Annotated in this window: 24 protein-coding genes and 1 pseudogene; 18 read left to right on the top strand and 7 right to left on the bottom strand. The window is 64.0% G+C overall.

Annotation, left to right across the window (positions count from 1 at the left end):
- From Mrose_RS18790 to Mrose_RS05960, 4 genes and pseudogenes are all read left to right on the top strand, one after another.
- Positions 1-242 (top strand): hypothetical protein (locus tag Mrose_RS18790; protein WP_182482692.1); only part of this gene is annotated, 242 nt, incomplete at its 5' end.
- 16 nt (positions 243-258) lie between these two features.
- Positions 259-663 (top strand): hypothetical protein, encoded by a 405-nt coding sequence (locus tag Mrose_RS05970; RefSeq protein WP_245969595.1) that lies wholly within the window; start codon positions 259-261, stop codon positions 661-663.
- A gap of 6 nt (positions 664-669) precedes the next feature.
- Positions 670-891, top strand: a complete 222-nt coding sequence (locus Mrose_RS05965; protein WP_119276511.1) for a hypothetical protein — start codon at positions 670-672, stop codon at positions 889-891.
- Between the two features lie 589 nt (positions 892-1,480).
- Positions 1,481-2,439 (top strand): annotated as a pseudogene (locus Mrose_RS05960) (transposase).
- On the opposite strand, the gene Mrose_RS18785 reads toward Mrose_RS05960, so the two are convergent.
- Positions 2,413-2,661, bottom strand: a complete 249-nt coding sequence (locus Mrose_RS18785; RefSeq protein ID WP_182482695.1) for a hypothetical protein — start codon at positions 2,659-2,661, stop codon at positions 2,413-2,415. The pseudogene Mrose_RS05960 and the gene Mrose_RS18785 sit on opposite strands and share 27 nt — an antisense overlap.
- A 1,386-nt stretch (positions 2,662-4,047) precedes the next feature.
- Here Mrose_RS18785 and Mrose_RS05945 point away from each other — a divergent pair.
- Complete coding sequence (locus Mrose_RS05945) at positions 4,048-4,428, top strand: hypothetical protein (protein ID WP_147371580.1); 381 nt, start codon at positions 4,048-4,050, stop codon at positions 4,426-4,428.
- A gap of 4 nt (positions 4,429-4,432) precedes the next feature.
- Here the strand turns inward: Mrose_RS05945 and Mrose_RS05940 are convergent, their stop codons facing one another.
- Genes Mrose_RS05940 through Mrose_RS05930 form a run of 3 tightly spaced genes read right to left on the bottom strand, consistent with a single transcriptional unit; the run spans position 4,433 to position 7,592 of the window.
- On the bottom strand, positions 4,433-5,728 hold the full coding sequence (locus Mrose_RS05940) for an ABC transporter substrate-binding protein (RefSeq protein ID WP_119276507.1): 1,296 nt from the start codon (positions 5,726-5,728) through the stop codon (positions 4,433-4,435).
- A 54-nt stretch (positions 5,729-5,782) separates the two neighbouring features.
- Positions 5,783-6,658 (bottom strand): carbohydrate ABC transporter permease, encoded by an 876-nt coding sequence (locus Mrose_RS05935; RefSeq protein WP_119276506.1) that lies wholly within the window; start codon positions 6,656-6,658, stop codon positions 5,783-5,785.
- On the bottom strand, positions 6,648-7,592 hold the full coding sequence (locus Mrose_RS05930; RefSeq protein WP_119276505.1) for a carbohydrate ABC transporter permease: 945 nt from the start codon (positions 7,590-7,592) through the stop codon (positions 6,648-6,650). Before Mrose_RS05930 ends, Mrose_RS05935 begins: the two co-directional genes overlap by 11 nt.
- A gap of 236 nt (positions 7,593-7,828) precedes the next feature.
- Here Mrose_RS05930 and miaB point away from each other — a divergent pair, with 236 nt between their 5' ends.
- The 3 genes from miaB (at position 7,829) to Mrose_RS05915 (ending at position 10,554) form a co-directional block, all read left to right on the top strand.
- Positions 7,829-9,151 carry a tRNA (N6-isopentenyl adenosine(37)-C2)-methylthiotransferase MiaB gene (miaB, locus tag Mrose_RS05925; RefSeq protein WP_119276504.1) on the top strand — a complete coding sequence of 441 codons (1,323 nt, stop codon included), beginning with the start codon at positions 7,829-7,831 and terminating at the stop codon, positions 9,149-9,151.
- Between the two features lie 149 nt (positions 9,152-9,300).
- Positions 9,301-9,660, top strand: a complete 360-nt coding sequence (locus Mrose_RS05920) for a hypothetical protein (RefSeq protein ID WP_119276503.1) — start codon at positions 9,301-9,303, stop codon at positions 9,658-9,660.
- Positions 9,661-9,672: 12 nt separating this feature from the next.
- Positions 9,673-10,554, top strand: a complete 882-nt coding sequence (locus Mrose_RS05915; RefSeq protein WP_119276502.1) for an FAD-dependent oxidoreductase — start codon at positions 9,673-9,675, stop codon at positions 10,552-10,554.
- 155 nt (positions 10,555-10,709) lie between these two features.
- Here the strand turns inward: Mrose_RS05915 and lon are convergent, their stop codons facing one another.
- The 3 genes from lon to Mrose_RS05900 form a co-directional block, all read right to left on the bottom strand.
- A complete protein-coding gene (gene lon / locus Mrose_RS05910; RefSeq protein ID WP_119276501.1) occupies positions 10,710-13,088 on the bottom strand; it encodes an endopeptidase La in 2,379 nt (792 codons plus the stop codon).
- Positions 13,089-13,312: 224 nt separating this feature from the next.
- Positions 13,313-13,525: a hypothetical protein gene (locus tag Mrose_RS05905; RefSeq protein WP_245969593.1), complete on the bottom strand. Its 213-nt coding sequence runs from the start codon at positions 13,523-13,525 to the stop codon at positions 13,313-13,315.
- A 131-nt stretch (positions 13,526-13,656) separates the two neighbouring features.
- On the bottom strand, positions 13,657-14,142 hold the full coding sequence (locus Mrose_RS05900; protein WP_119276500.1) for a hypothetical protein: 486 nt from the start codon (positions 14,140-14,142) through the stop codon (positions 13,657-13,659).
- A gap of 436 nt (positions 14,143-14,578) precedes the next feature.
- On the opposite strand from Mrose_RS05900, the gene Mrose_RS05895 reads away from it, so the two are divergent.
- The 10 genes from Mrose_RS05895 (at position 14,579) to Mrose_RS05850 (ending at position 25,158) form a co-directional block, all read left to right on the top strand.
- Complete coding sequence (locus Mrose_RS05895; RefSeq protein ID WP_182482691.1) at positions 14,579-15,916, top strand: NAD(P)-dependent oxidoreductase; 1,338 nt, start codon at positions 14,579-14,581, stop codon at positions 15,914-15,916.
- 95 nt (positions 15,917-16,011) lie between these two features.
- Positions 16,012-17,397 (top strand): NAD-dependent dihydropyrimidine dehydrogenase subunit PreA, encoded by a 1,386-nt coding sequence (preA, locus tag Mrose_RS05890; protein ID WP_119276499.1) that lies wholly within the window; start codon positions 16,012-16,014, stop codon positions 17,395-17,397.
- A 9-nt stretch (positions 17,398-17,406) separates the two neighbouring features.
- Positions 17,407-17,982 (top strand): Uma2 family endonuclease, encoded by a 576-nt coding sequence (locus Mrose_RS05885; protein ID WP_119276498.1) that lies wholly within the window; start codon positions 17,407-17,409, stop codon positions 17,980-17,982.
- A gap of 12 nt (positions 17,983-17,994) precedes the next feature.
- Positions 17,995-19,374, top strand: coding sequence for a dihydropyrimidinase (hydA, locus tag Mrose_RS05880; protein ID WP_119276497.1), 1,380 nt, complete (start codon positions 17,995-17,997; stop codon positions 19,372-19,374).
- 7 nt (positions 19,375-19,381) lie between these two features.
- The gene (locus tag Mrose_RS05875) at positions 19,382-20,197 is read left to right on the top strand and encodes an ABC transporter ATP-binding protein (RefSeq protein WP_245969587.1); all 816 of its coding nucleotides are present in this window, start codon (positions 19,382-19,384) and stop codon (positions 20,195-20,197) included.
- 11 nt (positions 20,198-20,208) lie between these two features.
- The gene (locus tag Mrose_RS05870; protein WP_119276495.1) at positions 20,209-21,486 is read left to right on the top strand and encodes a cytosine deaminase; all 1,278 of its coding nucleotides are present in this window, start codon (positions 20,209-20,211) and stop codon (positions 21,484-21,486) included.
- 3 nt (positions 21,487-21,489) lie between these two features.
- Positions 21,490-22,293, top strand: a complete 804-nt coding sequence (locus Mrose_RS05865) for an ABC transporter permease (protein ID WP_119276494.1) — start codon at positions 21,490-21,492, stop codon at positions 22,291-22,293.
- Positions 22,294-22,327: 34 nt separating this feature from the next.
- A complete protein-coding gene (locus tag Mrose_RS05860; protein ID WP_119276493.1) occupies positions 22,328-23,311 on the top strand; it encodes an ABC transporter substrate-binding protein in 984 nt (327 codons plus the stop codon).
- Between the two features lie 6 nt (positions 23,312-23,317).
- Entirely contained in the window at positions 23,318-24,181 is an 864-nt protein-coding gene (locus Mrose_RS05855; protein WP_119276492.1) for an ABC transporter permease, read from the top strand.
- Positions 24,169-25,158 (top strand): ABC transporter permease, encoded by a 990-nt coding sequence (locus tag Mrose_RS05850; RefSeq protein WP_119276491.1) that lies wholly within the window; start codon positions 24,169-24,171, stop codon positions 25,156-25,158. Before Mrose_RS05855 ends, Mrose_RS05850 begins: the two co-directional genes overlap by 13 nt.
- Positions 25,159-25,176 lie beyond the last annotated feature (18 nt).

Below are 25,176 nucleotides of genomic sequence, written 5' to 3'. Positions count from 1 at the left end.
CCCCCAAGCTGCCCCCTCCCCCCGATTTGGGCAGGGATGTGCGGCTGCCCAGGGGTTTTGAGGTGCCCGCCTACACCTTTGTCCAGGCTGGCTCCGGGGCTCATGCGGCGTTATGGGCGAATATCTGGCACAAAACCTACGGCGGCAGCTACTACTGGCTCACCGACCCCGAGGTGATCTGGGGGGCTTCTGCGCCCTGGGAGGCGGAAAGGTTCACCAAGAAGAAAAACCGGGAAAGCTGAGCGGGAGTTCGTTCGTGTGCATAATAGGCTCTACCGTCGGCCTGAGTTCAAGGGCTTCCAGCCGCCTAAAGAGGCCGACGAGGAGACCCGGAGGAACTACGCTATGCAGCAGCCCCCCAAGTTTATCTACCGCGACTGGTGCATCCACGATCCGGTGTTCGATGTGCGCAAGTACGGCCTCGACCCGGCGGATAACCCTGATCTGTACTACTGGAATGGCTGGCTCTGGCAGCGTGAGAGGGGAGAGTTCAAGCCGGTGGCCCCCATCTCCGAGAGCGAGTTGGATCAGGATGTGCAAAACCGCCTGAAGCGCTGGCGTGAGACCGGCCTGATGCCCCTCGACGAGAATGACCCTGAGCAGGTGCGGCGGGCCAAGGAAGAGTGGAAGCGGCGGGTCTGGTCGGCTCCCAACCCCTGGTGAAGTGCTATGGACGAGAAGATCATTCGCTACAACCCCGACGGCTCGGTGATGGCCGAGGTCGAGTGGAGGGGGCCGGGAGATTACACCGTGGTCAACGGGGCGCTGGATGAAGAGGGGAAGGCCATCCTCGATGCGGTAGGGGACATCTACGGCTACGTGGAGGGCTACACCAACGTGAACGACGCCTACGAGGATCGGCCCTATTTCGGTTGGCCGGAGGAAAAATAGTTGCCATCTTCAGCCAAAACCTTCGACGAACCTCTTCGCGGCCATGCTAAGGCTGCGGGTGAGTTCGCCTGGGTCACCCCTCACCAACCGCAGGCTCGGGGTGTCGAACACCTCCGGTCCTACCGTTGCAGCCTGCTTCCAGTCCTGGAGCAGACGTGGAGCCCATTGACAAGGTCCAGCGCCCACAACGTCTCTGTGTGTCCACCAAAATGTTGTCTCTGTACTGCCCCTCAAAATCAGTATCTTAAGGGCGTTTTTGAGTGAGAACACTAAGAGGCTGTCGGGGTGCCAGTACAGGTATCGAGCTGTTGAAATCCGGGCGCGAAGAGGGAAGCAACACCCACCAGCTTGCTCTTCGAGAGCAGAGCAGTGTTTTCGGGCGCTTGCAGCCCAAGAGCGTGGGCCAGGAGGCCCCAGAAGCTCTCCTCAGATTGCAGGTAGAGATGGGCCTGGCTTTACGACCGGAGGGGTCTGCAGCGATGTAGGTCCCATTTGTCATATCACCAGGGGCATTCCCCACGCGCATCAGGTCTTCAAGCAAAAGACTGGACTTACGCACCAAGGATAAGAGCAGATAAAATGGGCCTTCATGTCACTGAGAAGGCCCGAAGATAGGATACCACGCCCTGTTCTGCGCGCTCTAGCAGCTTTAGCCCAAAGCCCCATCAATACCTCCGCCCTGGCCATGGCTGAGGACCAAGACTTTGCCCACGACACCCTCTACCGGGCCCTGAGCCAGCCCTTGGCCTTGTTCTTTGAGCTCTCCCTAAAGCTCTGCAAAAGGGTGGGCGGGCTGAAGCGAGGTTACCTCATCCTTGATGACGTCCTCATCCAGCGCTACCGCTCAGGCAGGCTGGGCCTGAAGAAGGCCCGGGACACCTCCACGGGGGCCTGGGTGTTTGGCCTGTCCCTGGTGGTGCTGGGGTGGACGGACGGGAAGCGACGGATTCCCCTGGCCTTCCTGCCCTACTTCGGGGAAGAAGAGGAGAGCCAGCTGGATCTGGCCCTGGCCCTGCTGGATTGGGCGGAGGGGCAGGGTTTTCGGCCAGAGGGGGTACTGTTTGACGCATGGTACGCAGCAAGGCAGGTCCTGGAGTGGCTCCATGCCCGCGGCTGGTCTTTTGTCACGAGGCTCAGGTCTAACCGTGTGCTGGACGGTGTTCAGCTCAGGAGGCATGGGGGAACCGGTTGGGTCAAGGCGGGGAGGCTAAGGGGCCTGACCTTTGCTGTGGGGGTGCTCAAGCGTGGGGGGAAGTTTTACGGGACGAATCGGGCGGAGTGGTGGGGCCCGGAGATGAGGGAGGTCTACCAGCGATTGAGGAGATGTTTCGGGGATTGCAGCAGGAGCTGGGGTGGACAGGGCATCGGCACTGGCGCAGGGCCAAGCTGCTGGCCCATCTGGCCTTAGGGCTGGTGGCTTATGGGCTGATTGAGGGTCAGCGAGAGCGGATGGGGTTGAGTTTCTACCAATGCCGACGAAGACTGATCGCAGGTAAGCTGAGCTTGGATTTGAGCCCTCTGTTATCGGTGCAGGGGCAGGCTGCGTAAGTCCAGATTTTTGTTGTCTTGTTCAGGTAAAGCGCCCCTCAGAAGGGCTTCCAGTTTGGTTCGAGGGAGCACGTACCGGCGGCCCAGGCGAAAGCCGTGTTGCTGCATCAACTGCAACCCCTTGTCTCGACCCAGAATGTCTGGCCCGACGATCTTCCGCAGGTGGGCAAGGGTAATTAGGGGGGGCATATTTTCTGTGTTCATCATGTCGTGTTTCTCCAAAAAACCCCGAGTCTATGCTCGGGGGCAGGGTCTTGATGCCGATAGTCGCTTTGTGCTATTAGAGATGACTCTCGGGGGACTTCTAGAACAGAACATGGTGTGATGTAGGTGGATGATTACGTTCAGTGCGTGCCGATTTCAACTCTCGGGGTCTCGCCGCTCCGAGAGTTGTGTTTTCTGATCTTGGGCAGCGCAGTTACCGCTTCGAGGTAGCGGGTTATGATCTCACGCAGCACGTCGCTTCGGAAGATGAACTGCAGCTTTCCTCAGAGGCGAAGAGCAAAGCTTCCGTCGAGCCCGTCTCGTGCGGCTGTGACGCGCTGGAAGTGGCCAAGGGCTAGCGCGTCCATAACTTGACTGCGCCGGGTCTCGGAAGCGGTTGGCTTCTTCGAGAGATTGCGCCACTCGCGGGCCAGATCGTGAAAATGTTCCTCTAGCTCGTCCAATGGCCGCTCGGCTTCGCCTTCAAGTTGCCTGCGGGTAGCCAATGGCGCATCGTGTTCGGCTTGCAGCTGTTCACGCCCCCGCTCGGCTTTGATCTTGGTGAATCGGGCCTGAATGTGGATGGATGTCGCTCTGGACGTGCCGAACGAGCCTTGAGATGGCCTCCACCTTGATGACGGTTGCGGTTCCTCGGTGCTAAAAGCCCGAGAGAGCCGCCCCTGCGCGATCCTCAGACGCTTCTCAAGTTCGCTACTACGCCCTAGAAGGGGTTTTAGGGCCTATTAAGCTGCTCCCATTCGTCAGGAACCGTGCAGGAGGTGTGGCCTCCATGGAAACAAGTTCCCGGAGGGCGTTTCCGACCTCTCCCATGTTGCCTCCTTGTTAGGGGCTTCGCGCACACGCGCGTACATTGCCCATTGTGGGCTATTGATGGTGGAGTGTGTGAGCTATAGCCGGGTTGTGGTGTATGCACATCATGTCCATACTTAGATCAAAAAGTGCATATATAACTATCACTCGCTGACACTTTAATCCCTATCTTCCCCCGTAGTTGCACGAGATTATTCGGATAATGTTGCGCCTGACAGCGTATACAGCCAGTCAAGTCTACGGTAATTCTACGGGGATCGGAGTGTGACAGCTGTTATACTGGAATATATTCAGAGTCAATAAATTCTTGATTTTATCCATGAGGGACGGCAAAAATCGGGGGATGCCGTGGGATGCCGGAGGGTTGATGAAGAATTCCTAAACCTTAGGTCGCAGGTTCGAGTCCTGCCGGGCGCACCAAAAGCCTTAATGTAATCGCAGGAAACCCTGTGGGTAACGCACGCGGCTCGAGGCCTGCTTTTGGCGTATGGGTCTGCTGAACCTGCACTACGCCTACAAAAAGCCAGGGGTTACGATGCAATTGGCTGTTGGATCCACAAAGGAGCCGGAGTGATGATCAAGCGTGGCCTGTTGTGTCTATTGGTGATGTTGAGCACTGCTTTTGCCTACGATCTGCAGCAGATCAACCGCAGCAGGTCGGCGCTGGTGGGGGCAATTAACGGGGTGCTCGAGGGCAGCGAGGGGACCTGGCAGTACGTTCCCGGTATCGGGCTGGTGATCGCCTCGCGCAACCTGAACGATGCCCGCAGGGCCGATGCGCTGATTCCGATTCTGCGGCAGGTGCTCACGGCGCTGGGCAACACCGTGCAGGGCCTGGACCCTGAAGACTGGATCCTGCTGGCTTATCGCAACGACCAGCTCGAGTTGGTGATGCGACTCAAGCCTGGCCGCACCGACAGTCTGGAGGTCTTCGTCAACGGGGTGAAGCAGTAGACGGTTACCTGCCGGGGAAGAAGCGCTGGGTGCGGGCGATGGCGGTTTTGATGGCCTCCTCGAGCGTCACGTCGCCGTGGAAGGCCCGCTCGAGGTCTTCGGAGACCAGGGTCTCGATATCGACCCAGGTTTCCATCACGGGAACTGCCCGGATGTAGGGGATGGTGTCCAAGAAGATCCGGCTGTTGCGCGGCTTGCTGTTGGGGTCGAGGAAGGCGGGCGATTGGGCCACGCTCTTGAGCGAGGGGACCGTGCGCCCGGATTCGGCCAGGATGGTCTGGCCTTCTTTGGAGTTGGCGAACTCGATGAAGGCCCAGGCTGCTGGCTTGTTCCGGCTGGCGGCGGCCATGAAGAAGGCGTCGGCGTGGAGGATACCGGCCTGTTCCTTGCCCCGTGGCAGCGGAGCCACGTCCCAGTCGAATTCCTTGATCTCGCGGTAGGTGGGCACCCCCCGGCGGCTGTTGAGGAACATGGCCAGGGTGCCGTCGAGGAAGCGGTCCTCGCTGGGCCGGGCTTTTTCCAGCAGCTTGTTGGGCACGACCTTGTGCTTCACCTGCAGGTCCATGAACCACTGCAAGGCTTCCTTGGTCGCGGGCGCGTCGAGGGTGAGCTTTGTGGGGTTTTCGGGGTCGTCCACCAGGTCGCCCCGGTTCTGCCAGACGAAGGGGGCCACCCGGAAGATGCTGGCTTCGGTTCCCAGGCCGAACTGGTCGGTGATGCCGTCGCCATCAGTGTCTTTGGTGAGAGCCTTGGCGGTTTGGAGGAAGTCGTTCCAGGTCCAGCCTGCTTTGGGATAGGGCACCCTGGCTTTATCGAAGAGGTTTTTGTTGTAGTAGACCACCAGGCTCGAGAGGTTTTGCGGAATGCCCATCAGACGCTTGTTCCAGCGGAAAGGTTCGACGGCTTCGGGGTAGAAATCGCTCAGCTTGAGCACCTTGCTCTGGGCCACGTAGGCATCGAGGGGCTCGAGCACGCCCCGCGCGGCGAACTGGGCGTAGCGGCGGTAGTTGAGCAGGAACACGTCGGCGGGTGTGCCCGCGGCGAGGTCGGCGGCAAGGCGGGTGCGGTAGGAGTTCTGGCTGGGGATGTAGAGGATCCTGACCTCGACCTGCGGGTAGCGCTGGGAAAAAGCCGCCACCAGCTTGTCGTAGGCCGCTTTCTCAGCGGGGTCTCCGAAAATCATAAAGATGAAGCTCCCCCCGGGAGTGCTCGTCTGAGCGCTGGCCCAGCTCGAGGCTCCCCGTAGCAGCAATCCTCCCGTCAGCAGTGCCAGGCCGATATACAGCACTTTCCGTAGCATTGCGTTCTCCTTTCTCCTATGATTCAAGCGCTACGCCATTGCCAAATTCGGTCCCTACTTTCTACCGCTCGTGTCCAGGCGAGTTGTCCAATCGCGCAAGAGCTGCCCGCCGAAGCCCAGAGAGTGCTGGAGGATCAGAAACAACAGCAGGACAGGTAACAGCATAATCACCGCCGCCGCCATCAACAGCGACGAACTCGTCGAATCCATCTGCTGGAGCACCTGCAAGCCCACCGGAAGGGTGTATTTTTCCTCCGAACGCAGGTAGAGCAGGGGAGAGGTCAGGTCGCTCCAGTAGTAGCTGAAGGCCAGGATGGCCACGGTGATGCCAGTAGGCCGCGCCAGCGGCATGGCGATGCGCGACCAGAGGGTGAACACGCCTGCCCCGTCGAGCCGGGCGGCCTCGAGCGTCTCGCGCGGGATGCGCCGGAAGGTCCAGAAAAACAGCAGCACGTAAAAGGAACTGGTCCCGGCGATGGCGGGTGCGATCAGGGCCCAGGGAGTGTCGATGAGGCCCAGGTTCTTCAGCAGCAGGAAGCGGGTCAGCCACAGCGCGGTACTGGGAACCATCATCAGCAGCAGCGCCAGGATCACCAGCCCCCGCTGGAAGGGGGGCCTCGAGAGGGCCATGGCGAAGCCTGCCCAGGAGGCGGTGAGCACGGTGAGGGGCACGGCGAACAGCTCCACGAACAGCGAGTTGCGCAGCTGGGTAGTCAGGGGGATGAGCTCGAAGAGGCGCAGGTAGTTGCTCCAGCCCTGGGGGTTGGGCAGCCACTCGAGGGTGACCGAGGGCGGCAGGCCCGGCGGGCGCAGCGAGGCCACCAGCACCCACCACAGGGGCAGCAAAAACAGCCCGGCCACTGCCAGCGACAGCAGGTAGTGCAGGGCACGAGCCAGGGCGCGCAGGGCTTTGTGCGGCTCACTGCTCATCGCTATACCCCCAGCCTCGCACCACGAAGTAGACCAGGCTCAGCAGCAACCCCACGCCCAACAGCAACAGCAGCATCATCGCGGCGGCGCTGCCGAAGCGGAAAGCGTCGAAAGCCTCCTGGTACATCAGCAGCGGCAGGAACAAGGTCGCGTAGTAAGGCCCCCCTCCGGTCATCAAGAAAGCGGGGGTAAAGGTGTTTTGCGCGCTCAGGATGATGTCGCGCAGCGTAAGCAGCAGCAGCCAGGGGGCTAAGAGCGGCAGGGTGATGAAGCGAAACTGCTGCCAGCGGTTGCCCCCCTCGAGCGCGGCGCTCTGGTAGTACTCCTCGGGGACGTTTTGCAGCCCCGCCAGCAGCACCACGAAGCCCTCGCCGATCTGAAAGGCGGCCATGATCACGATGGCCAGCAGCGCGGTATTGCCTTCGGCCAGCCACGGCGAGATGGGCAGTCCCAGGGCCCTGAGCGCCAGGTTGAGCGGCCCGTAGATGGGGTTGAAGATCCACAGCCAGATCAGGGCATAGGCCACGTCGGGGATGACGCTGGGGAAGAACACCGCCATGCGGAACAACCCGATCCCGGGCCTTGGTTTGTGCAACAGCAAAGCCAGGGCTAAGGCTCCGAGAACCCGCAGGGGGACTGCCAGCAGCACGAAAACCAGCGAGTTGCGCACCGCCACCGAAAACAGCGGGTTGTCGGCCAGGGCCTCGAAGTTTTCCAGGCCCACCCACTCCGGAGTTCCCAGCGCGTCATAGCGGGTGAAGGCGATGGCCAGCGCCAGCAGGGCGGGCACGGCCACCAGCACGGTGATGCCGATGAGGTAGGGCGCGAGCATCAGCAGCAGCGCGGTGCGGTCTCGAGCCGCCTGATGGGCAAACCAGGTGGCTCTCCGGCTCAGGCGGGTTGGGCTCGAGCGGGTCGAGGTTTCGCGCTCCATGACTCCCTCAAACGTTTGATGTTCTTCATACCGGAATTGTGCGCACTTGAATGGCCGAGTGCACACACTTGGCCGTGAAAGTCGAACGTCGGTAGTTCATGGTCTTATCCCCCAGGGGCCCAGGGGCCTTCGGTTATCGGCGTTTGGCGTCTGTTTGATACACTTGGAAACGCTGGTGGCCCCTGAGCTACCGTCTTTAGGCCCCGGAATCCCTCCGGCAAGCCGCTGAGGTACGAATGAAGACTCACATCATCACCTACGGATGCCAGATGAACGAGTACGACACCCACCTGGTCAGGTCGGAACTCGCTTCTATCGGTGCACAGTTTGTCGATTCTATCCCCGAGGCCGACTTCGTGCTGATCAACACCTGTGCGGTGCGGGGAAAGCCGGTGGAGAAAGTTCGTTCGCTGCTGGGTGAGCTGCGCAAGGAGAAGGAGAAGCGGGGCCTGATGGTGGGCATGATGGGCTGTCTGGCCCAGCTCGAAGAAGGCCAGCAGATGGCCCGCAAGTTCGGCGTGGATGTGCTCCTGGGCCCTGGTGCCCTCACCGAGATCGGCAAGGCCCTCGAGGCCAAAAGCCGCTTCTGGGACCTTTCCTTCCGCGAGGAACTCACCCACCACCTGCCTCCCGCCCCGCAGGGCCAGCTCTCGGCTTTCGTGAGCATCATCCGCGGCTGCAACCACCACTGTACCTATTGCATCGTGCCCACCACCCGCGGGCCCGAGGTTTCCCGCCACCCCGACCTGATCCTGCGCGAACTCGAGCAGCTCAAGGCGGCGGGGGTGCTCGAGGTGACGCTGCTGGGCCAGAACGTCAACTCCTACGGCAACGACCAGCCGGGCTTCCCCAAGTTCGGCCAATTGCTGCGGATGGTGGGCCAGGTCGGCATTCCCCGCATCAAGTTCACTACCTCTCACCCGGTCAACTTCACCGACGAGGTGATTGCGGCCATCGCCGAGACGCCCCAGGTGTGCCGGTACATCCATCTGCCGGTGCAGTCGGGTTCCAACCGGGTCCTGCGCCGCATGGGACGGGAGTACCGCCGCGAGTGGTACTTAGACCGCATCCGCGCCATCAAGGAGGCCATCCCCGACATGGTGCTCTCCACCGACATCATCGTGGGCTTCCCCGGTGAGAGCGAGGAGGACTTCGAGCAGACCCTGTCGCTTTACGACGAGGTCCAGTACGACTCGGCCTACATGTTCATCTACTCCCCGCGCCCCGGCACGCCGAGCTACAAGCACTTCCAGGACTTGCCCCGCGAGGTCAAGGTCGAGCGCCTGCAACGCCTGATCGAGCGCCAGAAGGAGTGGAGCTACAAGAAGAACCAGCAGTGGGTGGGCCGCACTGTCGAGGTGCTCGTGCGCGGCAGCGCCAAGGACGAGGGCTATGCCGAAGGCCACGACCGGGGCAACCACCCGGTCCTGATCCCGGCGGCCCAGGCCCCGGTGCCAGGGCTCTACCAGGTCGAGGTCAAGCAGGCTACGCCGCACATGCTGTTTGGGGAAGTGGTGGGTGCGCAGGAGGCCGCCACCATACCGCTGGTGATGGCGTAGGGCGGTGGGTTGAACGCCGGGCGCGAAACGCCAAACGCAAGGCGCCTTGTTCCCCCCTTAGCAAGGGGGGTTAGGGGGGATAAACCCTCCTGTGCCTGCCCTCCTTCTCACCCCTAGCCTGCGGGGCCTTGCAGCGGTATGTTGAACCCATGCAACCGCGCTTTCTCATCGCCGGGCTCGTGGGGGCGGCGGTCTTTGCCGTGAGTCTGGCCACCTTCCGCTGGAACCTCCCGAGCTTTGCCGTCTCGAGCCTCCTTGCCCTCCTGGCGGGCTGGCTCGCGCTGAACTGGAACCTCCGGCTCGACCTCGGAGGCATCGGGCCTGCCGCACGGGAGCGTGTAGCCATGCAGGTCGCGTGGCGCAAAGGGGGCAGGATCACCGCCGAGCAACTCGCCCAGGCGGTGGGGATGCCGTTGGAGCAGGCCAGGCAGACGCTCGAACTCCTCGCCAGTCGCAACCTGTGCCGCAAGGAAGACGCCGTTTACGTCTTCTACCCCAAACGCGCCTGAGCCGCCCCCGCCGTGAGCCAGCCGGTCGCCGAAGTCATCGTTCTGGGGGCGGGCATCGCGGGCCTGACTGCGGCCCGGCTCCTGCACGAGGCGGGGCACCGGGTGCGGGTGGTCAGCCGGGAGCTAGGCGACGCCAGCCGGGTGCCTGAGCCCCTGCTCAACCCGGTGCGGGGCAAGCGCGGCTCGGTGGCCCCTGAGGCCGAGGAAGCCCTCGAGGCCCTCTGGGGCTTCTATCCCCGCTTCGCCCCCGTGCGCCGCGGCATCCTGCGCCCGGTGCCTCGGCCTGAGCGGGAGGCGTGGCGGGCGCGGCTCGAGGGCCGCAGCATCCCCCACCGGTGGCTCGAGGAAGGCCTGTACCTGCAGAGCGCGGGCTGGCTCGAGTCCACCCCCCTCCTGCACCGCCTGGCCGAGGGCCTGGACATCGTGTGGGCCGGCGTGGAGCGCTTCGAGGGGAACACGCTGTGGCTCGAGGACGGGCGGAGCCTCACGGGCGAGGTGCTGGTCTACGCCGGTGGGGCCAGCGGGGCCCACCTGGCCGGGCTCGGCGGGCGCTTCACGCCGGGCTCGGTGCTCATCACGCGGGAGCACTTCAAGCAGGCCCGCTCCTACGGGGTCTACGTGGCCGGGCATAGCCTGGGAGGGAGCTACCTGCCGCACCGGGAGCGCTATTCGCCTCACCAGATCCAGCCGCAGGAAGTCGAGTGGCTGCTCTCGGGTGCCGAGCAACTGCTGGGGTATCGGCCCGAGTGGCGCTCGAGCTGGAGCAGCGTGCGCTATCGCCTTGACGGGGATTACCTCAAGGAAATCCCCGGTGGCTACGCCATCACCGGCTTTGGCTCGGCGGCTTACTTTTATGCTCCGCTGTATGCCAGGCGCTTGCTGGCACGGCTTTAACCGCCGTAGCGGTGCAGAAGGGCGAACCAGGCGATGAGGAGCAATGCCGTAATAACCACGAAGGCGATAACGCGACCCATGACCCTGATTATGCCTGATGCTCCCCCGTCGAAGGTCAAACGCTAAGGACAAAACGCCGCATACTCGCGAAGGTTTTACGCGCCTGCGCCAGGCTGGGGGCGGTTCTCGCCGGGCTGCACCACAGGCATGACGGGCTCGGGGAGCAGGAGGGTCTTGAGCACCTCGCTCACGTCCTCGGCCAGGGTGATCTCGAGCCCCCGCCGGATTTCCTCGGGGAGGTCCTGGAGCTGGGCCTCGTTCTCCTTGGGCACGATGATCTTGCTGATGCCAGCCTGGTGGGCCGCCAGCAGCTTCTCCTTGACCCCACCGATGGGCAGCACCTTGCCGCGCAGGGTGATCTCGCCGGTCATGGCGATGTCCATGCGGGCGGGGCGGCGGGAGAGGGCCGAAGCGAGAGCGGTGGTCATGGTGATGCCAGCACTGGGGCCGTCCTTGGGGGTTGCCCCCTCGGGCACGTGCACGTGGACGTCGTACTTGTTGTGGAAGTCCTCGGGCAGGCCCCACTCCTGGGCGTGTGCCCGCAGGTAGGTAAAAGCGGCCTGAGCCGACTCCTTCATCACCTCGCCCAGCGAGCCGGTGAGCACGATTTTGCCGGTTCCGGGGACGGCCACGGCCTCGATGGTCAGCAGCGTGCCGCCCACGGGAGTCCAGGCCAGCCCCTGCGCGGTGCCGACGCTGGGCTCCTTCTCGGCCTTCTCGGGGCGGAACTTGGGGATGCCGAGGTAGGCGGGAACCTCGGGGGCGTCTACAAGGCGCTGGCCTTCCCAGGGGGACTCGAGGAAGTTCTTGGCCCCCTTGCGGGCGATTTTGCCCAGCTCACGCTCGAGATTGCGCACCCCAGCCTCGCGGGTGTACTCGTTGATCACCCGGTCAATGGCCGCGTCGCTGACGGAGAGCTTGCCCTCCATCCCGGCTTCCCGGATCTGGCGCGGCAGCAGGAATTGTTTGGCGATGTTGTGCTTTTCGTAATTGGTGTAGCCGGGGATCTCGATGACCTCCATGCGGTCGAGCAGGGGCCGCGGGATGGTCTGGAGGGTGTTGGCGGTGGTGATGAAGAAGACCCTGGAGAGGTCGTACTGCACGTCGAGGTAGTGGTCGGTGAAGGTGTTGTTTTGCTCGGGGTCGAGCACCTCCAGCATGGCACTGGCGGGGTCGCCGCGCCAGTCGGCGCTCATCTTGTCGATCTCGTCGAGGAGGATCACCGGGTTGATCACCCCGACCTGCTTCATGGCCTGGATGATCTTGCCGGGCAGCGCCCCGATGTAGGTGCGGCGGTGGCCGCGGATTTCGGCCTCGTCGCGCACGCCGCCGAGGGAGATGCGGTAGAACTGGCGGTTCATGCTGCGGGCGATGGAGCGGCCCAGGCTGGTCTTGCCCACGCCGGGAGGCCCTACGAGTACGAGGATAGGGGCCTTGTTGCGCACATCGAGGCCCTGGGTCAGCTGGCGCACGGCCAGGTACTCGAGGATGCGCTCCTTCACGTCCTGCAAGCCGTAGTGGTCCTCGTCGAGCACGGCGCGGGTTCTGTTGATGTCGAGTACCTCGTCATCGGCCTTGGTCCAGGGCACCTCGACCAGCCAATCGAGGTAGGTGCGGGCCACGGTGGCCTCGGGGCTGCCCTGCTGCATGCGCTCCAGGCGCTGCAACTCCTTGAGGGCCTTCTGCTTGACGGCCTCGGGCATCCCGGCGGCCTCGATCTTGCCGCGCAGTTCTTCGAGGTCGCCCAGCCCGTCCTCGCCACCGAGCTCCTTCTGGATGGCCTTCATCTGCTCGCGCAGGTAGTACTCGCGCTGGTTCTGGTCCATCTGCTCCTTGACCCGCTGCGAGACGCGCTTATCCATCTCGAAGCGCTCGAGGTCGCGCGTGAGGAACTCCAGCACTTTCTTCAAGCGGGCCTCGAGGTCGGTGGCCTCGAGCACGGCCTGCTTTTCCTCCACGCTCCAGGTGGCGTGGAAGGTGATGGTGTCGGCCAGCACGGCGGGGTCGCTGGTAGCCCGCAGGTTATCGAGCTGGTAGCGGTCCAGCCGCAGCGACTTGTGCCCGGCAACGTAACGGTCGAAGGCATCCTTGATCTCATCGACCAGCACCCGGCCCAGCGTCTCGTCGCGCAGCGGGGTTTCGTTTTGCACCTCGCCACGAGCGCGCAGGTAGGGCCCGGCGATGTAATCGAGCAGTTGTACCCGGCTGCGAACTTCGACCATGACCTGCATCGTGCCATCCGGCAGCCGCATGGCTTGCTTGACCACCCCCAAAGTGCCAATGCTGTAGAGATCGTCAGGGGTCGGATCATCCACCTCGGGGTCGCGCTGCGCCACCAGGAAGATGAGCCGGTCGGCCCCCAGGGCCTCCTCCACTGCTCGCTTGGACTTCGCACGACCCACTTCCACCGGAGCGGTGGCATGGGGCGGGATGACCGTCGAGCGCAAGGGAATGACCGGCAATTCAAGACGCATTCGTTTCCTCCGTAGCCCGCCTGTTCAACCGTCGCTCTGCGGCGGGAAAGAACGACTTATTCGGATTCTACAACCCGCTTCCGTCGCAATAGGGTCAGAAGACACACTTAGAGAACTTGAGTCTTCCTTTATCAGATATGCTGAACCCCTTTTACTCGGGGTCGGTGGTGATTAGGGGTGTTTTGGAATTACATACGCAGCAAGGGGTCTGGCTGGATCTGGCCTCACGGCACGCGCTCGACGCTGCTGACGTTGCCCAGAATCAGCTCCAGGCGCAGCTTTTCCCCTGCTTGCGGAGCAGGGGAGAGGAAGGTGTCCTGGAAGCGCACGCGCCTGGAGCCCTCAGCAGTTTGCAGGAGCAGATCGTAGAACACGGCACCGTGGATGCTCAGCGCCTGGGCTTGTAGGACGGTGCCCTCGAGGGTCTGGCTCAGCACGCCAGTATTTTAACCCTCCGTTTGATTTTCCCTACATCTGGGGCCCCCGCGGGAAGCGTTTGTTGGCGCGGTGACGGTGAAGATCGATAGATATTGAGCCAATCCAAGACGCGAAGCTTCCCGTGGGGTACTTAGAAGATGACGACCTTGGCGACTATGTTGCGAAACAGGAGGCTGCCTCCGGTGAGCAGGCCGCTTTTGAGCCGCACGCCCAGGTAGAGGCTCCCCTTGTTCGTGCCCGCCGTGAGCTCGCTGCCGCTCCACTGGAAGCTTTGTTTAGCTCCGCTGGCAAAGCCGACCTCACCCACGCTCTCGAAGTCGCTGCTGAGGTCGCAGACGTAAACGCCGCTAATGGGTTGGTTGGTGCAGGGAGGTCCGTCGGATGCGAAGAACTCCAGGATGATGTCTTGTTGCTGGTAGGTGACTTCCCCCTCGATGGCGATCGACTTGACGGGGGTGGGCGGTGTCTGGTTCTGCTTGGCCTTCTGGAACACCACCTTGCTGTTGCCGAGCAAGCCTACGTCGGTGTCGTAATCCTCGATGTGGATCACCAGAGGAGCGAAGCTGCACGCAGTCAACAGGCCGCCTAGGGCGATGGAGAGAAGAAAACGCCTCATAGACCGAACTATACCCTTTCTGAGAAAAGTTGAGGTACACGCACCTGCGATAAGTGAACTTTGGCGCAAACTTATGCAGTGAAGCGCCGGGCATACCCTTGACAGTTTCCGTCGGGACATAGAAGCATAGAGCCAGGGTTAAGTCAGCTCCCGTGAGGGCTCGGACCTTCTTGGTGATTATTCACACCGGAGGTTGTGTGCCGCATTTCATGGGAGGAGGGGATAGTCGGTTCCGGGGCCTGGATAAAGGGCGCTGGAGGGTTTGTCGTGTGTTGGAAAAAATTGCGTCTGCGTGCGGCGGGCCATTTCTGCGCCCGCTCACGATTTTTGGACACTTTGTCCATTGCGTCTTCCCTTCGGGAAGCCCTAGCCTTAGCACAAACCAACCCTTAGCTCTGCAGGATCGGGGGGCCGGTGGCCCCGCAGGAGGCCAGACGTGAACAATCGCCAGATCATTCGGCCTGAGGAGGTGTTGGCGGAGTACTACCCGCCGCTCACCGACCACGAGGCAGCCGTGGAAGCCAACCGCTGTCTTTACTGCTACGACGCGCCCTGTACCCATGCCTGCCCCACCCACATCGACATCCCCAAGTTCATCAAGAAAATTGCCAGCGAGAACGTGGTGGGCGCGGCTCGCACCATCCTCGAGGCCAACTTGATGGGGGCTACGTGTGCCAGGGTGTGCCCGGTGCAGGAGCTGTGCGAGGGCGCCTGCGTGCTGAACGCCGAGGAGAGGCCCATCATGATCGGGCGCTTGCAGCGCTACGCCACTGACTACGTCTACGAGCGGGGTATCGACGTCTTTGAGCCCGGCCCTCCTACCGGCAAGAAGGTGGCGGTGATCGGGGCAGGGCCCGCTGGGCTGACCTGCGCGGGCGAGTTGGCCAAGCTGGGCCACAGCGTCACGGTCTTCGAGAAGCGCGAGCTTCCCGGCGGGCTTTCCACCTACGGCATCATCCGGCTGCGCGAGCCGGTGGAGGTTGCGCTGGCTGAGGTGGAGATGGTCAAGCGTCTGGGGGTGGAGGTCCGGACCGGGATGGAGCTGGGGAAGAACCTCTCCTTCGATCAGCTTCGCCGGGAGTACGACGCGGTGTTCCTCAGCGTGGGCCTGGGTGCGGTGCCCGCTATGGGCATTCCCGGTGAGGAGCACATCATCGACGGCCTTGGTTATATCGAGAAGAGCAAACTGGACCCCCATGGCCTCGAGGTGGGCCAGAACGTGGTGGTCATCGGCGCAGGCAATACCGCCATCGACTGCGCCACCATCGCCAAGCGCCTGGGGGCACAGCGCGTGACGATGGTCTACCGCCGCACCGACGCCGAGATGACCGCCTACCTCCACGAGTACGAGTTCGCCAAGAAGGAGGGCATCGAGTTTCGCTTCCTCACCCAGCCGGTGCGGGTCATCGCGGAAGGCGGCAGGGTGAGGGGCCTCGAGTGCGTGCGGATGGAACTCGGCGCACCCGACGCCTCGGGCCGCCCTGCGCCAGTGCCCGTGCCCGGCTCGGAGTTCGTGCTGCCCGCCGACCAGGTGGTCAAAGCCATCGGACAGGAGAAGCCCGTCCTGGCCCAGATGCTGGGGCTGGCGACCGAGCGGGGCTACATCAAGGTGAGCGACGATTTCGAGACCAGCCTCCCCGGCGTGTACGCGGGCGGCGACTGCGTGCGCTCGCGCGGCTCGGCCTCGACGGTGATGGCCGTAGAAGACGGCAAACTGGCGGCCTTTGCCATCCACCGCAAACTGGTGCCGCTACGCGCGGCGGCGGATGATTGAGGTGAAAAGGTCAAAAGGGTAAAGGGTGAAGACCTGGACTTTACTTTTGACCTTTTACCTTTTCCACTTTTCACCTTCCCTAGAAAGGAGCGAGTATGGCTGACCTTCGCATCAATTTCGCGGGTATCAAGTCCCCCAACCCCTTCTGGCTGGCCTCGGCCCCGCCGACCAACTCGGGGGCGCAGATCCACAAGGCCTTCGAGTACGGCTGGGGTGGAGCGGTCTGGAAGACCATTGGGGCACCCGTGCTCAATGTGTCCAACCGTTACGGCGCGTGGCACTACGGCTCTCAGAAGATGCTGGCCATCAACAACGTCGAGCTGATCTCCGACCGCCCTTTGGAGGTCAACCTGCGGGAGATTCGCGACGTCAAGCGTCACTGGCCCGACCGTGCGGTGATCGTCTCGGCCATGGTGGAGTCGACGCCCGAGGCCTGGCGCGACATCGTGCTCAGGATCGAGGACACCGGCGCCGACGGCATCGAACTCAACTACGGCTGCCCCCACGGCATGAGCGAGCGCGGCATGGGCAGTGCGGTGGGCCAGGTGCCCGAGTACTGCGAGCAGATCACGAGCTGGGTGACCTCGGTGGCGAAAATCCCGGTCATCGTCAAGCTCACCCCCAACATCACCAACATCTCCTACCCGGCCAAGGCCGCCGTAGCCGGAGGGGCGCAGGCCATCAGCCTGATCAACACCATCAACTCCATCGTCGCGGTGGATCTGGACACGCTCGAGATCACCCCCAACATCGGTGGCAAGGGCGGGCACGGGGGCTACGCCGGGCCTGCGGTCAAGCCCATCGCCCTGCACCTGCTGTCCCAGGTGGCCACCACGCCCGAAGTAGCCAAGAGCGGCATCCCCATCAGCGGCATGGGCGGCATCTCCACCTGGAAAGACGCGGCGGAGTTTCTACTGTTGGGGGCCAGCAGCCTGCAAGTCTGCACCGCTGTCATGCACTACGGCTACCGCATCATCGAGGACCTGTGCGATGGGCTGTCGAGCTGGATGGATTCCAAGGGCTTCAAGACGGTGGATGAGGTCGTAGGCAAGAGCCTCTGGCGCATCTCCGACTTCAAGGACTTCGACCTCGCCTTCCGCGCCGTCGCCCGCATCGATCTCGAGAAGTGCATCAAGTGCAACCTCTGCTACGTGGCCTGCAACGACACCGCCCACCAGTGCATCGACCTTGTGGACGCGAGCGGGAACGTGGTACAGCCTTACAGCTACGACGTGCGTTCGAACGGCAAGCACGAAGCCGTCTCCACCCGCCCGCAACCCGTGGTGCGCGAGGAGGACTGTGTGGGCTGCCGACTGTGCCACAACGTCTGTCCGGTGGACGGCTGCATCACCATGGTCGAGGTGCCCTCGGGGCGCGCGAGCATCACCTGGGACCAGCTCACCCGCGAGCGGCCCGAGGTGGGCACGGACTGGGAGGCCATGGAGCGCTATCGGAAAGAGGTGGGGATCGAGATCCACTAGACTTTAACCATGCTCAAGCCCGTCCTTAAGCCCATGAGCGTCGCGGAGTACCTCAGCAGCGAGCCGGCCTCCCCCGTGCGTCGGGAGTACGTGGGGGGGCAGGTGTACGCGATGGCGGGTGGGAGCAGCCGCCACAACCGCATCGCGGGGAACATTCACGCCCTGTGCTGGCAGATGGCCCAGGACAGGCCATGCCGGGTTTACCTGGAGGGCATGAAGCTTCGGGTAGGCAAGGAGGGTGGCTACGACACCGAACAGGCCTTCTACTACCCGGACGTGATGGTGGTGTGCGACAAAACCCTGCCCAACGAATACTACGAAACTGAGCCCTGCAACCTGGTCGAGGTGCTTTTCCCTTCGACCCTGAGCATCGACCTGCGGGAGAAACGGCTCGAGTACACTCGCATCCCCAGCCTGCGTACCTACCTGATCGTTGACCAAGACAGCCTCTTCGTCCGGCACTGCTGGCGGGATTCTGAGGGACACTGGCAGGAGCGGGACCTGACCGGAGACGGCGAGATTCCCTTGCCCTGCTTAGGTGGTGGCCTCACGCTGCCGCAGATTTACCGTGGTGTTTTCGAGTAGAGCGAGGTGGATATGGGACTCCTGATCAAAAACGGCGAGATCGTCACCGCGGATTCGCGCTACAAAGCCGATATCTACGTCGAAGATGAAACCATCACCCGCATCGGGCAAAACCTCGAGGCCCCACCCGGCACCGAGGTCATCGACGCGGCGGGGAAGTACGTCTTCCCCGGTTTCATAGACCCCCACGTGCACATCTACCTGCCCTTCATGGCGACTTTTGCCAAGGACACCCACGAGACCGGCAGCATCGCCGCGCTCATCGGGGGTACGACCACCTACATCGAGATGTGCTGCCCCAACCGCAACGACGACGCGCTCGAGGGCTACCACCTGTGGAAGAGCAAGGCCGAGGGGAACAGCGCCTGCGACTACACCTTCCACATGTCGGTGACCAAGTTCGACGACAAGACCGAAGGAGAGCTCCGCGAGATCGTGGCCGACGGGATCAACTCCTTCAAGATCTTCCTGTCGTACAAGAACTTCTTCGGCGTGGACGACGGGGAGATGTACCAGACGATGAGGCTGGCGAAGGAGCTAGGCGTCATCGTCACCGCGCACTGCGAGAACGCCGAACTGGTGGGGCGCTTGCAGCAGAGCCTCCTGGCCGAGGGCAAGACCGGACCCGAGTGGCACGAGCCCAGCCGCCCCGAGTCCGTGGAGGCCGAGGGGACGAACCGCTTCGCCACCTTCCTCGAGACCACCGGGGCCACCGGCTACGTGGTGCACCTCTCTTGTAAGCCCGCGCTCGAGGCGGCCATGGCGGCCAAGGCGAGGGGCGTGCCCATCTACATCGAGTCGGTGATCCCCCACTTCCTGCTCGACAAGACCTACGCCGAGCGGGGCGGGGTGGAGGCCATGAAGTACATCATGTCCCCGCCCCTGCGCGACAAGCGCAACCAGAAGGCGCTGTGGGACGCGCTGGCCCAGGGCTTCATCGACACCGTGGGCACCGACCACTGCCCCTTCGACACCTCACAGAAGCTGCTGGGCAAGGACGCCTTCACCGCCATCCCCAACGGCATCCCCGCCATCGAAGACCGGGTGAACCTGCTCTACACCTACGGGGTGAGCCGGGGCCGCCTCGACCTCCACCGCTTCGTGGACGCCGCCAGCACCAAGGCCGCCAAGCTCTTCGGGCTCTTCCCGCGTAAAGGCACGATTGCTGTGGGTTCCGACGCCGACCTGGTGGTCTACGACCCCAGTTACCAGGGGGTCATCTCGGCCAGGACCCAGCACGTGAACAACGACTACAACGGCTTCGAGGGCTTCGAGATCGACGGGCGGCCCAGCGTGGTGACGGTGCGGGGCAAGGTACAGGTGCGCGAGGGCCAATTCGTGGGCGAGAAGGGGCGCGGCAAGCTCTTGCGGCGCGAGCCGATGTACTTCTGAGGTGCCTGTGACCCAATCCCAGCCCAACCCCCACCCAACCCCCAGCGCCGCCAGCCTGGTGTCGGTGAAGGACGTGTCGATGGTGTTCCCCACCGGCACCGTAGCCCTGCAGAACGCGAGCCTCGAGGTCGCCGCAGGCGAGTTCATCTCGCTCATCGGGCCTTCGGGCTGCGGCAAGACCACCCTGCTGCGCCTGCTCGCCGACCTAATCCGGCCCACCTCGGGCAGTATCCGCATCGGCGGCAAGACCCCGGAGGAGGCGCGCAAGAGCCGGGCCTACGGCTACGTCTTCCAGGCCCCCACCCTCATGGAGTGGCGCACCGTGCTGCAGAACGTGATGCTGCCGCTGGAGGTGATGGGCGTGCCCAAGGCCGAGCACAAACCCCGCGCCGAGCGGATGCTGGCGCTGGTGGGGCTGGAGAAGTTCGCCCGCCACTACCCCTGGCAACTCTCGGGCGGCATGCAGCAGCGGGTGAGCATCGCCCGCGCGCTGGCCTTCGACCCGCAGCTCTTGTTCATGGACGAACCCTTCGGCGCCCTCGACGAGATCACGCGGGAGAACCTCAACCTCGAGCTTTTGCGCTTGTGGCGCGAGACCGGCAAGACCGTTATCTTCGTCACCCACTCCATCCCCGAGGCGGTGTTCCTCTCCACGCGCATCGTGGTCATGACCCCACGCCCCGGCAAGATCGAGACCGTCATCCCCGTGGACCTCCCCCAGCCGCGCAGCTTCGAGACCCGCGAGACCACCCGCTTCTTCGAGATCGCCACGCAGGTGCGCGAGGCCCTGCGCAAGGGGCACGGCTTCGAGGTGCAGGAGTAGGGACGAAATATATGGACCTGGTTATTAAGGACGCACGCCTTACCGGACGCGAGGGCCTGGTGGATATCGGCCTCGAGGGCGGGCGCATCGCCGCCATCGAACCGAGGCTGCACGGGGGCGAGGAGATCTCGGCGGAGGGCAACCTGGTGAGCCCCAGCTTCTACGAGATCCACATCCACCTCGACGCCATCCTCACCGAGGGCGACCCCCGGCCCAACCGCTCGGGCTCGCTGTGGGAGGGCATCGCCATCTGGGCGGAGCGGGTGGGGCGGCTCAGCCGCGAGGACGTGCGCGCGCGGGTGCTCAAGGTGCTGCCGTGGTTCGTGGCCCACGGCGTCACCCACATCCGCACCCACGTCGACGTGTGCGACCCCAGCCTCACCGCGCTCAAGGCCCTGCTCGAGATCAAAGCCGAGGTAAAGGGGCTCATCGACATCCAGATTGTGGCCTTCCCGCAGCTGGGGATGTTCTCCTTCGAGGGTGGCGACGCGCTGGTGCGGCAGGCCCTCGAGCTCGGCGCCGACGTGATCGGGGGGATCCCGCACTACGAGATCACCCGCGAGTACGGCGTGCAGAACGTGAAGTTCGCGCTCTCGCTCGCCCACGAGAGCGGCCTGCCCGTCGACATCCACTGCGACGAGACCGACGACGACCACTCGCGCTTCCTCGAGACCATGGCCGCCGAGACGCTGCGCCTGAGGCTCTCGGGCCGGGTGGCGGCCTCGCACGCCACCGCCATGCACTCCTACAACAACGCCTACGCTGACAAGCTCATCGGCAACGTGAAGCGGGCCGGGCTGCACGTCATCTGCAACCCGCCCGACAACGCGGTGCTGCAGGGGAGATTCGACCACTACCCCATCCGGCGGGGCCTCACGCGGGTCAAGGAGCTGCTGGCCGCCGGGGTCAACGTGGCCGCCGGGCACGACTCGGTGATGGACCCCTGGTATCCCATGGGCAAGGGCGACCCCCTGCACACTGCCTTCGTGCTGCTGCACTACGGGCTAATGTCGGGGCGCGAGGACCGCGAGCAGCTTTTCCCCATGCTCACCTCTCGTCCCGCCGCCATCTGGCACAACCGGTTGGTGCGAGGTAGCGAGGGCCTGGAGGGGCACGCCGTCGCGGTGGGCAACCCCGCCGACCTCATTGTATGGCCGGTCCCCACCGAGGACGACGCGCTGCGCACGCTGCCCATGCGCCGCTACGTGCTCAAGCGCGGCAAAGTGGTGGCCGAGACCCGGCCCGAGGTCTCCTACGTGCAGGGCCAGGAAGTCCGATTCCTGAGGTGAGGCATGGCCAGGGCCGTACATCCCCCCCGCAAAGCCCCCCCGCTGTGGAAGAACGAGGGCGTGCGCTGGCTGGTGTTCGCCGTGGTGGCCCTCGTCTTGTGGGAGTTGGGGGCGCGGCTGTACAACTCGCCCTTCCTGCTGCCCGCTCCCTCGCGCATCCTCGAGGAGTTCCTCAAGACCCCGGCCCTCGTCCTCACCCACGCCTGGATCACCACCCAGGAGATCGTGCTGGGCTTCCTGCTGGGCGCCCTGGTCGCGCACCTGGCCGCGCTGCTTTTGATCGTGCTGCCGGAGTGGCTCGAGGACTTCACCTTCCGCGCCGTATCCACCCTCAACTCCATCCCCTTCGTGGCGTTGGCGAGCTTGGTGGTGGTGTGGCTGGGGGTGAATGGCATCGGCTCGAAGGTGGCGATCGCCGCGCTGTACGCCTTCTTCGCGCTGGTCTACTTCGTGCACAAGGGGATGGTCTCCACCGACGCGACCAAGGAGGAGTTGCTTACCTCCTACAGTGCGAGCTTCGTACAGCGAGTGCGCTACCTGAAGCTGCCCTTCGCGCTGCCCATCATCTTCACCAGCCTCAAGGGGGCGGCGATGGCGGCGGTGAATGGGGCCATCGTGGGCGAGCTGTTCGGGGCCTTCCAGGGCCTGGGGTTCATGATCCTCGACTCGCGCTACGTGGGCAACACCGCGCGGGTCTTTTTGGCGGCGGTGTTCTGCACGCTGGTGGGCTGGATCTTGCTGGGGGTGCTCACGGCGCTCGAGCGGCGCTTCGTGGGCTGGCACCTCGAGATGACCCGGAGGGGTTGAAGCAGCTTATGGGCTTATTCAGGAGGAGGTCGGCATGAGGAAGACAGCAGCATTCGCGGGGCTGGCATCGGGGCTACTGGCGTGGGGGCTGTGGGGTTTAGCCCAGGGCAACCTGACGAAGGCCACCATCATCGAGTCGTGGTTCATCCACGCCGAGTCCATCGGCGACCCCGTGGCCGTGGACAAGGGCTTCTACAAGGAGGTGGGCCTGGACGTGACGGTGGTGCCGGGCGGTCCTGGGCTCTCGCCCATCGACCGGGTGATGGCCGAGGCCAAGGCGGGCAAGCTGGTGCTGGGCATCGACTACCCCTACAACCTGCTCGAGGCCCGCCAGAAGCAGAAGCTGCCGCTGGTGATCGTGGCCGCCGACTTCCAGGAGTCGGCCATGCGCATCCTCTCCTGGCAGCCCATCGCCAAGCCCGCCGACATCAAGGGCACTTTCGCGACCTGGATCGGCTACGACAAGCCCATCAAGGCTGTGGTGGGCAAGGGCTGGGAGAAGCAGATCCAGGTCGTCAACCAGCAGGGCGACCCCGCCACGCTGGGTGGCTGGCTGGCCAAACAGTACCCCTATGCCTCGGCCATGATCTACAACGAGGTCATGGTGGCGCAGAAGCAGGCCAAGGAGAAGTACTACCTCTACAGCTACAAGGAATTCGGCGTGGACTGGCCGGAGAACGTACTCTTCACCACCGAGGACGTGCTGAAGAAGTACCCGGGCGAGGTCCGGAAGTTCGTCCAGGCCCGCTACAAGGGCTTCCGCTACGCGCTGGACAACCCCCAGGAGGCCGGCAGAATTCTCGCCAAGTACAACCCCAACCTCGACATTGCCTTCGAGCTGGCGGGCCTCGAGCAGATCAGGAAGATCATGGTCACGCCCGATACCCAGAAGAACGGGCTCGGCTACGTCAACACTGCCAAGCTGCAGAAGATGGCCCAGCAACTCCAGGCCGCCGGCCTGCTCGACAGCGCCTCGCTCGCCGGCTTCGTCAACGCCATCCCCAGCGGGGTGAAATAAGGCCCTATGCTCGCTCGCCTGCGCTCGCCCAACCTCGTCCCTATGCTCGTGGTGGCCCTGGTCATCGCGCTGCTGTACTACCCGCTGATGCTCTTCGCCAACCTCCCGGTGGCCCAGCGGGCGCTCGACAGCGGCGCGGCGCTGGAGTGCGACTCGGCGCTGGAGTGCGCTACCCAGCTGCGCAGCCCCGTGCTGCCCTCGCCGCAGCAGCTTTGGAAGGGCTTTGCCAACCTGCTCTTTCCCCTCAACTCGCCCAACGCCATCCCACTCAACGCCGCGGTGACCGCGCTCGAGACCCTCGTGGGCCTCTTGCTGGCGACGGTGGTGGGCTTTTTCTTCGCCATCGGGATCGTGGCCTCGAGGGCTTTCGAGCGCTCGCTGCTGCCGTGGATCGTGGCCTCGCAGACCGTGCCTATCATCGCCATCGCGCCCATGCTGGTGGTTCTCTTGGGCCAGTACGGGGTGCAGGGCTGGATCCCCAAGGCCATCATCGCCGCTTACATCGCCTTTTTCCCCATCGCCATCGGCGTGGCCAAGGGCCTGCGCAGCCCCGACCCGCTCTCCCTCGACCTGATGAAGACCTACAACGCCAGCAGTTGGCAGACCTACCTCAAGCTGCGCTTCCCGGCCTCGCTGCCCTACCTCTTCACCGCCTTCAAGGTGGCTATGACCGCTGCCCTGATCGGGGCCATCGTGGCCGAGATCTCCACCATCAGCTTTCAGGGCATCGGCAAGATGCTCGCCGAGAACTCCCGCGCCGCGGACGTGGTGGCGACCTGGGTCATCATGATCGCCTCGGCGGTGCTGGGCATCGTGCTGGTGGCGCTGGTGGGGTGGCTCGAGAGGGTGGTGACGCCATGGAAGCGCTGAAGGTGGGGCGCCCCTCGCCCGCGGCCCGTCCCCTGCCCTGGCTCGGCGTCGCGGCGGTGGGGCTGGGCTTCGCCCTGCTGGCCTTGTTCACCTGGAGCTGGTGGGACCGCAGCGACCTCGCGGGGACGGGCCAGAAACTGCTGATCCTGGCGGGCTTCGCGGCGGCGGCTTACGGGGTGGCGCGGGTGGCGAACTTCGTCGCCGCCGTCCGCACCGGCCCGCTCGTCGGCTTCATCCCGGCCGGGCTCACCCTGGCCCTGCTGCTCCTGACGGTTGAGGCGCTGCTGCGGGCGTACCAGGTGCCCGCGGGCCTGATCCCCACGCCCACGCGGGTCTTCGCCACGCTGTGGGCCGTGCGCGACGTGCTCTTGCAGGACGCCTACCAGACGGTGGTGCTCGAGGCCTTCACCGGCTACCTCATTGGCTGTGGCCTGGGCGTGGTGACCGCGCTGCTGGTAAGCCGCTTCGTGTTTCTCGAGCGCGGCTTCTTGCCCTATGCCACCGCCTTCTCGAGCATCCCCATCGTGGCGCTGGCCCCGGTGCTGGTGAAGATGATGGGGCTGGAGTGGCCCTCCAAGGCCGCCATCGTGGCCATCACGGTGTTCTTTCCGGTGGTGGTGGGCACCTTCCGCGGCCTCACCGAGGTCAGCCCGCTCTCCCTCGACCTCATGCGCTCCTACGCGGCCAGCAATGCCCAGCAGTACTGGTGGCTGCGCATTCCCAACGCTCTGCCCTTCATCTTCAACGCCCTCAAGCTCGGCACCACCTTGGCCATGATCGGCTCCATCGTGGGCGAGTTCTTCGGCGCGGGCGGACAGGGGCTGGGCTTCCGCATCCAGATCGAGGCCGGGCGCTTTGGCTTTGACATCGTGTGGTCGGCCATCATCGTGGCCTCGGTCATCGGCATCGCCTGGTACGGCCTGGTGGCCTGGCTCGAGCGCCGGATGACCGGCTGGCACGTTTCGTTCAGGGAGTAGCCGATAGCCCGTGGCTAA

Origin of the sequence: Calidithermus roseus, from assembly GCF_003574095.1 — a bacterium.
Classification (GTDB): Bacteria; Deinococcota; Deinococci; order Deinococcales; family Thermaceae; genus Calidithermus; species Calidithermus roseus.
This window is presented reverse-complemented; position numbering and strand designations above follow the sequence as displayed.

Coding starts and splice junctions, on each gene's coding strand:
- Mrose_RS05885 (WP_119276498.1), top strand. CDS start 17,407: ATGCTCAAGCCCGTCCTTAAGCCCATGAGCGTCGCGGAGTACCTCAGC.
- Mrose_RS05860 (WP_119276493.1), top strand. CDS start 22,328: ATGAGGAAGACAGCAGCATTCGCGGGGCTGGCATCGGGGCTACTGGCG.
- lon (WP_119276501.1), bottom strand. CDS start 13,088: ATGCGTCTTGAATTGCCGGTCATTCCCTTGCGCTCGACGGTCATCCCG.
- Mrose_RS05870 (WP_119276495.1), top strand. CDS start 20,209: ATGGACCTGGTTATTAAGGACGCACGCCTTACCGGACGCGAGGGCCTG.
- miaB (WP_119276504.1), top strand. CDS start 7,829: ATGAAGACTCACATCATCACCTACGGATGCCAGATGAACGAGTACGAC.
- Mrose_RS05850 (WP_119276491.1), top strand. CDS start 24,169: ATGGAAGCGCTGAAGGTGGGGCGCCCCTCGCCCGCGGCCCGTCCCCTG.
- Mrose_RS05920 (WP_119276503.1), top strand. CDS start 9,301: ATGCAACCGCGCTTTCTCATCGCCGGGCTCGTGGGGGCGGCGGTCTTT.
- Mrose_RS05865 (WP_119276494.1), top strand. CDS start 21,490: ATGGCCAGGGCCGTACATCCCCCCCGCAAAGCCCCCCCGCTGTGGAAG.
- hydA (WP_119276497.1), top strand. CDS start 17,995: ATGGGACTCCTGATCAAAAACGGCGAGATCGTCACCGCGGATTCGCGC.
- Mrose_RS05965 (WP_119276511.1), top strand. CDS start 670: ATGGACGAGAAGATCATTCGCTACAACCCCGACGGCTCGGTGATGGCC.
- Mrose_RS05945 (WP_147371580.1), top strand. CDS start 4,048: ATGATCAAGCGTGGCCTGTTGTGTCTATTGGTGATGTTGAGCACTGCT.
- Mrose_RS05940 (WP_119276507.1), bottom strand. CDS start 5,728: ATGCTACGGAAAGTGCTGTATATCGGCCTGGCACTGCTGACGGGAGGA.
- Mrose_RS05900 (WP_119276500.1), bottom strand. CDS start 14,142: ATGAGGCGTTTTCTTCTCTCCATCGCCCTAGGCGGCCTGTTGACTGCG.
- Mrose_RS05935 (WP_119276506.1), bottom strand. CDS start 6,658: ATGAGCAGTGAGCCGCACAAAGCCCTGCGCGCCCTGGCTCGTGCCCTG.
- Mrose_RS05930 (WP_119276505.1), bottom strand. CDS start 7,592: ATGGAGCGCGAAACCTCGACCCGCTCGAGCCCAACCCGCCTGAGCCGG.
- preA (WP_119276499.1), top strand. CDS start 16,012: ATGGCTGACCTTCGCATCAATTTCGCGGGTATCAAGTCCCCCAACCCC.
- Mrose_RS05855 (WP_119276492.1), top strand. CDS start 23,318: ATGCTCGCTCGCCTGCGCTCGCCCAACCTCGTCCCTATGCTCGTGGTG.